At 63.2% G+C, this 11,630-nt stretch carries 10 protein-coding genes and 2 pseudogenes; 3 read left to right on the top strand and 9 right to left on the bottom strand.

Annotated elements, in window-relative coordinates:
* Window positions 1-300: 300 nt before the first annotated feature.
* Window positions 301-870: pseudogene (locus Tfont_RS02190) on the bottom strand (4-hydroxyphenylpyruvate dioxygenase family protein); the annotation flags it as partial.
* On the opposite strand from Tfont_RS02190, the pseudogene Tfont_RS02185 reads away from it, so the two are divergent.
* Window positions 866-1,114: pseudogene (locus Tfont_RS02185) on the top strand (Lrp/AsnC ligand binding domain-containing protein); the annotation flags it as partial. The pseudogenes Tfont_RS02190 and Tfont_RS02185 sit on opposite strands and share 5 nt — an antisense overlap.
* A gap of 100 nt (window positions 1,115-1,214) precedes the next feature.
* On the top strand, window positions 1,215-1,409 hold the full coding sequence (locus Tfont_RS02180; protein ID WP_012614049.1) for a heavy-metal-associated domain-containing protein: 195 nt from the start codon (window positions 1,215-1,217) through the stop codon (window positions 1,407-1,409).
* Window positions 1,410-1,483: 74 nt separating this feature from the next.
* On the opposite strand, the gene Tfont_RS15115 is transcribed toward Tfont_RS02180, so the two are convergent.
* From Tfont_RS15115 to Tfont_RS02160, 5 genes are all read right to left on the bottom strand, one after another.
* Window positions 1,484-1,711 (bottom strand): hypothetical protein, encoded by a 228-nt coding sequence (locus Tfont_RS15115; protein WP_024082528.1) that lies wholly within the window; start codon window positions 1,709-1,711, stop codon window positions 1,484-1,486.
* Window positions 1,712-1,947: 236 nt separating this feature from the next.
* On the bottom strand, window positions 1,948-2,220 hold the full coding sequence (locus Tfont_RS15110; RefSeq protein WP_012614050.1) for a glutaredoxin domain-containing protein: 273 nt from the start codon (window positions 2,218-2,220) through the stop codon (window positions 1,948-1,950).
* A 223-nt stretch (window positions 2,221-2,443) separates the two neighbouring features.
* On the bottom strand, window positions 2,444-2,782 hold the full coding sequence (gene fdx / locus Tfont_RS02170; RefSeq protein WP_012614051.1) for an ISC system 2Fe-2S type ferredoxin: 339 nt from the start codon (window positions 2,780-2,782) through the stop codon (window positions 2,444-2,446).
* 15 nt (window positions 2,783-2,797) lie between these two features.
* The gene (gene cueR / locus Tfont_RS02165) at window positions 2,798-3,277 is read right to left on the bottom strand and encodes a Cu(I)-responsive transcriptional regulator (RefSeq protein WP_012614052.1); all 480 of its coding nucleotides are present in this window, start codon (window positions 3,275-3,277) and stop codon (window positions 2,798-2,800) included.
* Between the two features lie 15 nt (window positions 3,278-3,292).
* Complete coding sequence (locus Tfont_RS02160; RefSeq protein WP_202944282.1) at window positions 3,293-5,782, bottom strand: heavy metal translocating P-type ATPase; 2,490 nt, start codon at window positions 5,780-5,782, stop codon at window positions 3,293-3,295.
* Between the two features lie 241 nt (window positions 5,783-6,023).
* Here Tfont_RS02160 and Tfont_RS02155 point away from each other — a divergent pair, with 241 nt between their 5' ends.
* The gene (locus Tfont_RS02155; RefSeq protein ID WP_015912826.1) at window positions 6,024-6,380 is read left to right on the top strand and encodes an ArsR/SmtB family transcription factor; all 357 of its coding nucleotides are present in this window, start codon (window positions 6,024-6,026) and stop codon (window positions 6,378-6,380) included.
* A gap of 109 nt (window positions 6,381-6,489) precedes the next feature.
* Here the strand turns inward: Tfont_RS02155 and lpdA are convergent, their stop codons facing one another.
* From lpdA to Tfont_RS02140, 3 genes are all read right to left on the bottom strand, one after another.
* Window positions 6,490-7,917: a dihydrolipoyl dehydrogenase gene (lpdA, locus tag Tfont_RS02150; RefSeq protein ID WP_015912827.1), complete on the bottom strand. Its 1,428-nt coding sequence runs from the start codon at window positions 7,915-7,917 to the stop codon at window positions 6,490-6,492.
* A 105-nt stretch (window positions 7,918-8,022) separates the two neighbouring features.
* Window positions 8,023-8,421 (bottom strand): hypothetical protein, encoded by a 399-nt coding sequence (locus Tfont_RS02145; RefSeq protein ID WP_015912828.1) that lies wholly within the window; start codon window positions 8,419-8,421, stop codon window positions 8,023-8,025.
* 53 nt (window positions 8,422-8,474) lie between these two features.
* Window positions 8,475-11,621: an efflux RND transporter permease subunit gene (locus Tfont_RS02140; RefSeq protein ID WP_012614056.1), complete on the bottom strand. Its 3,147-nt coding sequence runs from the start codon at window positions 11,619-11,621 to the stop codon at window positions 8,475-8,477.
* Window positions 11,622-11,630 lie beyond the last annotated feature (9 nt).

Genomic DNA, 11,630 nt, shown 5'->3' with positions numbered 1-11,630 from the left:
CTGCAGCATGATCATGATGGTGGCGCGCTCTTCGGCGCTCAAGTGCTGGTAGCGGGTTCCCATGGGTCGGCGGCAGGGTCGGGTACAAGGCAGATCAGGGGTGTTGCACTTGATTATTGACTCCGCCATGTATTAACTCAAGTCAAGGGCGGTAGCAACTGTTTCGGAACGTGACGCCGAAGCCAACCCGCTCAATGCTTGAGCGGCTAAGGCAGTACTGACGCCAAAGTAGCGCGAGCCCACAGAGGGGCTCGCGAGATGTAGGACTGAAGGCGCTCTGCCTTCATGGAAAGGCCCAAATCAGGCCGGGTTGATTTCCAACGAGCCACGGTTGATCTGGTCGCGTTCCATCGACTCGAACAAGGCACCGAAGTTTCCTTCGCCGAAGCCCTCGCGGTAGTTGCCCTTGCGCTCGATGAACTCGAAGAACACCGGGCCAAGCAGCGGCTCGGAGAATATCTGCAGCAGCAGGCGGGGCTGGCCGCCTTCGGTCGTGCCGTCGAGCAGAATGCCGCGCGCCTGCAACTCGGGTACGGGCTGGCCATGGCCGGGCAGGCGCTTTTCCAAGTTTGCGTAATAGATGTCGTTGGGGGCGGTCAGCAGCGGGATACCGGCCATCTGCACGCGGTCGAGCGCATCGAGTAGGTTGTCGCACAGCAGGGCGATGTGCTGGATGCCCTCGCCGCTGAACTGCATCAAGAATTCCTCAATCTGGCCGCCGCCCTGGCGTGCTTCCTCGTTCAGCGGGATGCGGATCAGGCCGTCCGGCGCGCTCATCGCCTTGGAGGCTAGGCCGGTGTACTCGCCGTTGATGTCGAAGTAGCGGATCTCTTGGAAGTTGAAGAACTTCGTGTAGAAGTCGGCCCAGTACTCCGACTCGCACAAGCGCAATCCCATGGACGTGTTCCGCGCGTCTGTCCAGAACTGGCCAGAGGTTGTGGAGTGCCATGCGCTGACCGGCGACATGGACTATCTGCTGCGGGTGGTCGTCATGGACATGGCTCACTACTCCCGCTTCGTGCTCGACACGCTGCTCAAGCACCCCAGCGTGCAGGACTGCAAGACCAGCTTCGTGCTGGATCGCGTAAAGAGCACCACGGCCTTGCCCCTATGAGCATTCGGCCGGTTGGTGTGGCGGGGATGCAAATAGCGATTGACCTTCCAACGGTGGCAAGGAGCACACTTCAAACACCCCAACCCGAAAGGAGTTTTCCATGCAATTCCATCTCGAAGACATGACCTGCGGCGGCTGCGCCCGCACTGTGACGAAAACGATCCAAATGATCGACCCCAACGCCAAGATCGTCACGGACCCGCCGACCCGCCGTGTCGAGGTCCAGACCTCGGCCTCGCAAGAGCAGATCGCCGCGGCCCTGAGCGAAGCTGGCTTCCCGCCGCGCGCGCAGTAACACCGCATCGTGGCCGGCATGCACACAGGACGGCCGATGCGAGCACGTGCGCTGCGCCGTACCTGGCGCGGCGCTCAGTGCATCCCAAGGTAGGCCGACCTTGGCCACAGGGCCATCGCCACCATCATCAGGTTCTCGGTCAGGGACACGAAGCCCAGCGGCACGTTGCTGTCCCCGCCCACGCAGGCGCACTTGAGTTCCCGGCGATCGACATAGACCGCCTTGAAAACCGACACGGCCCCGACGGTCCCGATGAACAGCGCCAACGGAATCGACACCCACATCCCCACGCCCGCGACCATCTGGACGCCTGCGATGGCCTCCGCGAACGGGTAGAAATAGGCATACCGAACCCAGCGCTTGGCCAGCAGGTCGTCGCGAAGCCGTCCACGTCCTTGAGCTTCTGCAGCGCCAGGAGGCACATGGCAAAGGCCACGAACCACTCTGCCGCCTGAATGCTCTAGACTTGGCCGAAGGCCGCCCAGCTCGCCGCCAGCGCCATTGCGGCCGCCGTGGCGAACAGCGCGATCACAGGGGTCTAGGTCACGGCGTTCTTGTCCTTCACGGACATGCCGAAGAATTTGCGTAGGTCGTCGTAGCCGCCCACGCGCCGCCCGTTTATGAAGACCTGGGGCGTGGTCTCGATGCCATGCTCCTTCTTGAACGCATCCGTCTGCTCGCGGCTTGCCAAGTGTTTGTCCTCGACCTCGTAGCCCTTGCGGTTGAGCAGATCGAGCGACTTCAGCCCGTAGGGGCAGGTATGGCCGGGCATGACCATTCGGTAGAGCGTGGCTAGCTTGGGCGCAGACATGCAGGACTTCTCCTGTGGGACTTTCCATGGGCCGGCCGTCACGGATTTAAGGACGTTGATGACCTTTCCAGCCTAACCGACGACCGTGCAAAGGGAGTGTAGACACCTGGCTCGCGGGTTGGTCTGGCCCACGGGTTGGTTATCTGGCGGCAATGCCGTCAGTCCTCCATCTGCCAGAGCAACCCTGCCGCAGGCCGGTGCGCCTGAGGCAGCACGCAGGCTCCTAGTGGTTCTCCTTGGCATGGTTGATCGTGTACTTGGGGATCTCGACGGTCAGGTCTTCGGTCGCAACGATGGCCTGGCAGCTCAGCCGCGACTGCGCCTCCAGTCCCCAGGCCCGGTCGAGCAGATCGTCCTCGCATTCCTCGACTTCGTTTAGAGAATCGAACCCCTTGCGCACGATGCAGTGACAGGTCGTGCAGGCACAGCTCATGTCGCAGGCATGCTCGATCTCGATGCCGTTGTCCAGCAGGGCCTCGCAGATCGAAGTGCCTGCTGGCACGTTCAGTTCGGCTCCCTCAGGCGCCAGTTCAGGATGGGGCAAGACGGTGATTTTGGGCATATCTCTCCTGGCTGCTCAGTGCGCACACGGCTTTTTTCCTGCTGCGTTGGCTCGCGCGCGGCGCGGCACTGCGCCAGTGCGCGCTTCGGGCTTGTTGTCACTGATATCGGGCTGCTCCAGCGTGTGCAGGATCGGGCAGTCGGGCCGTTCGTCGCCGGCGCAACACCGGATCAGCGCCTTGAGCGTCGCGGCCATCTCCAGCATGCTCTCGATGCGCCGGTCCAACTCGTCGATGTGTTGCTGGGCCAGACGCTTTACATCAGCACTCTGGCGCGACTTGTCATTCCACAGTCCCAGCAAGTCCGTGATCTCGGCCACCGAGAAGCCGAGGTCGCGCGAACGCCGGATGAAATGCAACCGGTGAACGTCGTCCTGGGTATAGGCGCGGTAGCCCGAATCGGTGCGGTCAGCCGGAGGGATCAGACCGATTTGCTCGTAGTAGCGGATCATTTTGGCCGAGACCTTCGAGGCCTTGGATGCTTCACCGATGTTCATGGTGTTCCTCCTTTCTCAATGAGCGGTATCCGCCGCCAGCGGCGGCTGGAAGCGGCGCAGGCGCAGCGCGTTGCCGAGCACGAACACGCTGGACAGCGCCATCGCGCCAGCCGCGAAGATCGGCGACAACAGCACACCGTATGCGGGGTACAGGACGCCAGCGGCCACCGGGATCAGGGCCGTGTTGTAGCCAAACGCCCAGAACAGGTTCTGGCGGATGTTGCCGATGGTCGCCTTGGACAGCGCGATGGCGTTGGGCACGCCCTGCAGGTTGCCCGACATCAGCACTACGTCGGCCGACTCCACCGCCACGTCGGTGCCGGTGCCGATGGCCAGGCCCACGTCGGCCTCGGCCAGCGCCGGGGCGTCGTTGATGCCGTCGCCCACGTAGGCGATCTGGCCGTGGCTGGCTTTCAGCCGGCGCACGGCTTCGACCTTGCCCTCGGGCAGCACTTCGGCCACCACCTCGTCGATGCCCAGTTGCTTGGCGATGGCCTGCGCGGTACGCGCGTTGTCGCCGGTGATCATCGCCACCTTCAGGCCGAGCTGGTGCAACGCGGCAATGGCCGCGGGCGTGCTGGACTTGATCGGATCGGCCACCGCGATGATGGCGGCCAGCCGGCCGTCGATCGCGGCGTACAGCGGTGACTTGCCCTCGTTGCCCAGGCGCTCGGCCGTGCGAGCGAAGCTGCCCACGTCCAACCCCAGCTCACGCATGAAGCGATCGGCACCGACCTCGACACGCGCGCCGTCCACGGTGGCGCGCACGCCCATGCCCGTGACCGAATCGAAGTCTGTCATCGTCGGCAGCGCGATGCCACCTTCCACGGCCGACTCGACGATGGCGCGTGCGATCGGATGCTCCGAGCGCGATTCGACAGCGGCGACCTTCGCCAGCACCTGGTTGCGGTCAAAGCCGTCGGCAATCTCCAGGTCGGTCAGGACCGGGCGGCCCTCGGTCAGCGTGCCGGTCTTGTCCACGGCCACCACCTTGGCGTCCTTGAGCAGTTGCAGGGCTTCACCCTTGCGGAACAGCACGCCCATCTCGGCGCCCCGGCCCGTGCCGACCATGATGGAGGTCGGCGTCGCCAAACCCATGGCGCAAGGGCAGGCAATGATCAGCACCGCCACGGCATTGACCAGCGCGAAGGACAGCGCGGGCGACGGGCCGAACACCAGCCAGACCAGGAAGGTCAGCACCGCGGCCAGCATGACGGCGGGCACGAACCACAGCGTCACCTTGTCCACCACGGCCTGGATCGGCAGCTTGGAACCTTGCGCCTGCTCGACCATGCGGATGATCTGCGCCAGCATGGTCTGACCGCCCACGGCGGTGGCACGCAGCGTCAGCGCACCCTTCTGGTTGACGGTGCCGCCGACCACGGTGCTGCCTTCCGCCTTTTCGACGGGAATCGGCTCGCCGGTGATCATCGACTCGTCCACGAAGCTGCGGCCCTCGGTCACTTCACCATCGACCGGCACGCGCTCGCCGGGGCGCACTTCCACGATGTCGCCCTGCGCCACGTCGTTGATCGGGATGTCCACGATGCGGCCGTCGCGCAGCACGTGCGCCTCCTTGGCCTGCAGGCCGATCAGGCGCTTGATGGCCTCGGAGGTGCGGCCCTTGGCCCGTGCCTCAAGAAAGCGGCCCAGCAGGATCAGCGCCACGATGACGGCTGCCGCCTCGTAGTACACGTTCACCGTGCCGGCCGGCAGCAGACTGGGCGCGAACGTGGCGACCATCGAATAACCGAAGGCCGCGGCCGTGCCGACCGCGACCAGCGAGTTCATGTCGGGACCCAGGCGGAACAGCGCCGGGAAGCCCTTCTCATAGAAGCGCCAGCCCGGAATGGCGAGCACCAGCAGGGTCAGCACGAACTGCAGATACCAGCTCTGCTGGATGCCAATGGTGGAAGCCACCCACTCGTGCATGCCGGGAATCATGTGCGAGCCCATTTCGAGCACGAACACAGGCAGCGCCAGCACGGCGGCCAGGGTCAGGTCGCGCTTGAGTTCGGCGCGCTCGGCGTCCTTTTTCTCGGCAGCTTCCTCGTCGGCCTGCATGCCTGTATCGACCGGGCTGGCCTCGTAGCCGACCTTATCGACAGCAGCAATCAGATCCTGCACGGATGCTACGCCACGCACGGTAGCGCGCTCGGTCGCCAGATTGACCACAGCCTCAGTGACGCCCGGCACCGCCTTGAGCGCCTTCTCGACGCGGCCCACGCACGAAGCGCAGGTCATGCCTCCGATCGCCAGCTCGATGGTGCCCTGAGGCACGTCGTACCCTACCTTCTCGATCGCCTGGATCAGCGCCATGCGATCGACAGGACGGTTCAGGCGAATGTCCGCTCGCTCGGTGGCGAGATTGACAGACACGCTTGCCACGCCCTCGACCTTGGCAAGGGCGGCCTCGACTCGGCCGACACAGCTTGCGCAGGTCATGCCCTCGATGGGCAGGCTGATTGCCGCTGCTTGGGCGCCAGCACTACTCGTTGTTGCCATGCTCATGGTGTGCTTCCCATAGTTGAAATTCGACATGGAGGGAGCTTAGGGTTTACCATCGTGGGAAGGTCAAGCGCTTTTTCGGATGCTGTCAGGTTTCAGAAATGACCCGGTGCACGGGGAACGGAGGCCTTGCCTGCCAGGCTCGCACTGGTTCTTTGCTGCGCGCGCCTAAGCGGCCGCTGCCTTGTTAATTCTGAAGGGCGAAAACAGCCATTCGAGGTTAGGAAATATTTTAAAAATGAATACAAGTAAGCCATTCAGTACCCCACCGAAGGGTCCCAGCGCCGATTTGGAATCGCTGTCACAGAATGACGTGACCATCTTGGCTGAGACATTCCGCCTCCTGGGTGACCCGTCCCGGCTGAGAATCATGCTGTGCTGCATGAAAGGCTCTTCCTCGGTCGGGGACATCGCTGAAACCCTCGAACTCTCGCAGTCGCTGGTGAGCCACCACCTGCGGCTGCTGCGCGGTGCTCGCCTGGTCAAGGGCGTGCGCCAAGCCAAACAGATCTTCTATGAGGTGGCGGACAAGCACGTGAACCAGGTGCTGCTGGATATGGCCACCCACATCGCGGAAGACCACAACGACGAGTAACTGTTGGGCATAGCATGCCGTTGCGGCGTGGCCTACGTTCCATGGCGATATGCGCCCCACCGCCCGCAGCTGCGTTCGGTGAGGTGGTTTGGATGCCGCTTCCGATCAATCAGAAGTTGAGCGCGCGCTTGTCCACGGCCAGCGAGGCCTCTTTGAACGTCTCGGAGAGGGTCGGATGGGCAAAGCAGATGCGGGCGATGTCTTCGCTGCTGGCCTTGAACGCCATGGCGATCACGGCCTCGGCCACCAGTTCACTGGCCTGCGGGCCGACCACATGCACGCCGAGTATCTCATCAGTGGCAGGATCGGCGATCACCTTGACGAGGCCCGGCGTGTCGCCCAGCGCACGCGCGCGGCCATTGGCCATGAACGGGAAGGAACCGATTCGATAGGCGGTGCCCTGCTCTTTGAGCTGCTGCTCGGTGCGGCCTACCCAGGCAATCTCTGGGCTGGTGTAGATGACGTTGGGGATCGTATTGAAATCGACGTGACCGTGCTGGCCGGCAATGCGCTCGGCCACTGCGACACCTTCCTCTTCCGCCTTGTGCGCCAACATCGGGCCACGCACCACGTCACCGATGGCCCAGATGCCGGGCACACTGGTGCGGCATTCATCGTCCACCAGCACGGCGCCGCGCTCATCCAGTTGGAGTCCCACGGCGGCCGGATTCAGGCCTTCGGTGTTGGGCACACGGCCGATAGCCACGATCACTTTGTCTGCCTGCAAGGACTGCGTCTGGCCCTGGCTGTCGGTGTAGTGAATAGTCACGCCAGCCTCGGTTGCATTGACTTCGCGAACCTTCGCACCTAGTTCGATCTTCAGGCCTTGCTTGTCGAACGCCTTCTTCGCCTCCTTGGCGATGGCTTGGTCGACGATTGGCAGGAAGCTGGGCAAGCCTTCGAGGATCGTGACATCCGCCCCCAGGCGGCGCCAAACGGAGCCCAGCTCCAGGCCGATCACGCCGGCACCGATGACGGCCAACCGATCGGGCACGGCCGCGATGTCCAGCGCGCCGTCGTTGGAGAGCACGACCCGCTCATCGAACGGTAGGTTGGGGAGTGGCCGCACGTTGGAGCCTGTGGCAACGATGATCTGCTTGCCCACCAAGGTAACAGCCTCATCGGCGGCGACGCTCACCTCGAAGCCACCATCGACAGTCCTGGTGAAAGACGCCAGGCCGTTGAAAAACTGGACCTTGTTTTTGCGGAACAGATAAAGGATGCCTTCGTTGCTGGACTTCACGACCTGATTCTTACGTTCCAACATCGTGGTCACATCCATGCGCAGATCACCCGTGGAGATGCCGTGCGTGCCAAAGTGGTGCTTGGCTTGTTCAAAGTTCTCTGACGACTGCAGTAGCGCTTTCGAAGGGATACAACCGATGTTGTTGCAGGTGCCGCCAGGTGCTGGCTTTCCGTCCTTGTTCTTCCAGGCATCTACACAAGCGACCTTCATGCCTAATTGGGCAGCGCGAATGGCCGCGATGTATCCGCCTGGGCCGGCACCGATAACAATGACGTCGAAATGCATTTCCATGATTTACATCTCCAAAGTTTTTGAGGAAATAGTGAGCGCCTATGTCGCGCCTTTTGTCAGGTGGTCGCCAGATTACAGCTCGTTCCCTGACGATCACGTTGAACACTACGGCAGAACGAACCGGGCGCTCGCGGTATTGCCCCCACGTTCGACTTGGACGACGGCCTTCGTGCCCTTGGCTGCGGCGAAGGTCCCGCTGCCTTCGAGGCGGCTTCCGTCCGCGGCAGGCGTGAGTTGCACCTCCTGCTTTTGTGAGCCGGTCAACAGTGTGAGCTTGGCTTTGGTGTTGCTTACATTGACCTGCTTGCCGTGGTCGCGCAGGTAGAGTTGCGCTGCTGCGGGCTGAACGACCAACTCGTAGTCCACGTCCCGGACTTCGGTCACGACGCCACCATGCAGCGGCTTGTGGTCATGCGCGTGGTCATGGTCGCCTGCGGCGAAGGCGGTGACGGATGCCAGGGCGAGGGCGGTGCCGGCCGTGAGGGAACGAAATCGAACAGACATGAAAGCTCCTATAGGGTTACGGTGGTTGAAATCGGGTGACAGAAGGCGTTGCATCAGAATGCCTCCGCGTCGCGGTCGTCCAGCAGGCGTTCGGCAGGCTTGCGGCCGAACAGCCAGAACATGGCGGGTGTAAGGAAGGTGTCTAGCAGCGTGGAGCTGACCAGCCCCGAGAAGATCACCACCGCGACGGGGTGCAGGATCTCAGTACCGGGTCGGGACGCCTCGAACAGCAGCGGGGCCAGCGCGAAGGCCGTGACCAGCGCGGTCATCAGAACCGGGGAAAGCCGTTCGAGCGAGCCACGCACGATCATCTTCTGGTCGAAGTCCTCGCCCTCCATGCGCATGAGGTTGAGGTAGTGGCTCACCTTCAGGATGCCGTTGCGCACAGAAATACCCGCGAGCGTGATGAAGCCGACCAGGGCGGCCACGGACAACGGCTGGCCAGACAGCCACAGCCCCAACACGGCGCCGACCAGGGCCAATGGAATGTTCACCATGATGAGCGCTGATAGGACGACCGACTTGTAGCGCGTGTACAACACCACGAACATGAGCGTCAGGGAGACGATGGACAGCAGGCCCACCAGTCGCGAGGCTTCCTCTTGTGCCTGGAACTGGCCGCCCAGCGTGATGAAGTAGCCTTCGGGCAAGCGCACTTCTTGGACGACGCTGCGTATGTCGGCCACTACTTCGGACAGCGGCCGTCCCTGAGCGTTGGCCGACAAAACTATGCGTCGACGGCCATCGTCGCGGCTGACCTGGTTGGGGCCGTCGCTGTCTTCGATGGTGGCAAGGCGCGACAACGGGACCCGACCCATGGGCGTGTCGATGAGGATGCGGCTCAAGCCCTCAATCGACCGCGCCTGCTCGGGCAGGCGAACCACCAGCGCGAAGCGGCGGTTGCCCTCGATGACCTCGGTGATCTTTTCGCCTTCGACCAGGCTTTGCAGCGTGGACAGAATTTGCGGTGCGGCCACGCCGTAGCGTCCCGCCGCCGCATAATCCACGCGGATTTTGATCTGCGGCGCTAGGACCTGCTTTTCGATCTCCAGGTCAGCAAGCCCCGGAATTCCGGCCAGCTTGGCGCGCAGCAGATCCGCCTGCCCGCGCAGGACGTCCAGGTCCTCGCCGAACACCTTGATGGCGATCTGCGAGCGCACCCCCGACAACATGTGGTCGATGCGGTGCGAGATCGGCTGGCCAATGCCGATGGAGCCGGGCAAGTGAGCCAGACGCGAACGGATGTCGGCGGTGATCTCCTCCATGGAGCGCTTTAGCTCCGAGGCGGGCAGCAGGCCCACGTCCAGCTCGCTGACATGCACGCCTTCGGCATGCTCGTCCAGCTCGGCCCGTCCGCTGCGCCGGCCCACGTGCTGCACCTCTGGCACCTGCGCGACCAGCAGCTCGGCTTGCTGGGCAAGCGCCGAAGATTCGGCCAGCGTCACACCGGGATTCAGGCGCAGGCCCACCAGCAACGTTCCTTCATTGAACGGGGGCAGGAACGTGGTCGGGAAGAATGGCACCGCGGCGACAGCCAGTGTGACAGCCACAGCGGCCATGCCAAGGGCGGCACGCGGCCGCTGCAAGACCCGCTGCAGGCCGCCCTGATAGCGCGTCTTCAACCAGGCTAGAAGCCGAGTGTCGCCATGGTCCAGCGTCCTCATCTTGGGCAGCAGGTAGTACGAAAGCACCGGAGTGACCGTCACAGAGACCAGCAGCGAGGCCAGCGTGGAGACGATGAAGGCGATGCCCAGCGGCACGAACAAGCGCCCCTCCATCCCCGGCAGCGCGAACAGGGGCAGGAACACCAGCACAATGATCATCGTGGCGTAGAGAATCGCCGAGCGAACCTCCATCGAGGCCCTGGCAACGATGACCAGGGGCGTCAGCCGGTTCTCAGGGTGGCGGGTGCGGTCCTCCTTGAGCCGCCGCATGATGTTCTCCACATCGACCACAGCATCGTCCACGAGACCGCCGATGGCGATCGCCAGCCCACCGAGCGTCATGGTGTTGATTGATAGGCCGAAATAGTGGAACACCAGCCCGGTCACGAAGATCGAGGCAGGAATCGCGGTCAACGCGATCACCAGGGGGCGCAAAGTGCCCAGGAAGAAGAACAGGATCACCGCCACGAAGACCGATGCGCCGATGAGCTTGCCTTGCAGCGTGCTGATGGACGCCTCGATGAAGTTGGCTTGTCGGAAGGTCACCTGTGGCTCGGCCATGCCAGCCGGCAGTGAGCCCTTCATGTCCGCCAACGCTGACTCGATCGAGCGGGTCAGTGCAATCGTATCGGCCGTGGGCTGCTTTTGGATGCCCAGGATCACGGCTGGCAGGCCCTCGAAGCCCGCATCGCCGCGCTTGATGGCTGGCGCAAACTGAACATCGGCGACCTGGTGGAGCAGGATGGGTTGGCCCGCACGCACCGCGAGAGGCAGGTTACGCAGGTCGTCGAGTCGGGACGTGCGGCCCAGGTTGCGGATCAGGTACTCGCGGCCATTGATCTCCAGGAAGCCGCCGGAAGTGTTCGCGGAGAAGCCCTTGAGAGCCGCATCCAGATCGGACGCAGTCACGCCCAGCTCTGACATTCGCGTGGTGTTGGGCTGGACCTGGAACTGACGGACCTCGCCTCCGATCGGGATGACTTGGGCAACACCAGGTATGGCCATCAGCCGGGGGCGTAGCACCCAGTCCGCGTACTCGCGAGTGTCCATGGCCGACAGCGGCGGGGCTGCGTTCTTCTGCCCTGAGGGCTTGGCACCGATGGGGATTGCAATCTGCATGATCTCGCCCATCACTGAGCTGATTGGCCCCATAGTGGGCGTCACGCCCGGGGCTAGCCCTTCCTCCATGGACGTCAGGCGTTCGGAGACCATCTGGCGCGCCCGGAAGATGTCGGTCTTCCAGTCAAATGTCACGTAGATGAAGGAAAGCCCGGCGCTGGAGACCGAGCGCACGCTTTCGACGCTGGGCAGGCCGTTCATGGCCGTTTCGAGCGGGAACGTGATGAGTTGCTCGACTTCTTCGGCAGCCATGCCGCCAGCCTCCGTCATGAGAGTGACGGTCGGCTTGTTGAGATCGGGAAAGACATCTACCGGCGTGCGCGTCAGGGTGAACGCGCCATACGCCATCAGCACCAGCGCCCCGATGATGACCAGGAGCCGGTTTCGTAAGCTATTTTCGAGAAGCCACTTGAACATGGAATGGTG

Source organism: Tepidimonas fonticaldi (assembly GCF_007556755.1).
GTDB classification, from domain to species: Bacteria; Pseudomonadota; Gammaproteobacteria; order Burkholderiales; family Burkholderiaceae_C; genus Tepidimonas; species Tepidimonas fonticaldi.
The sequence above is the reverse complement of the archived record's forward strand: the minus strand, read 5'-3'. Positions and strand labels throughout refer to the sequence as shown.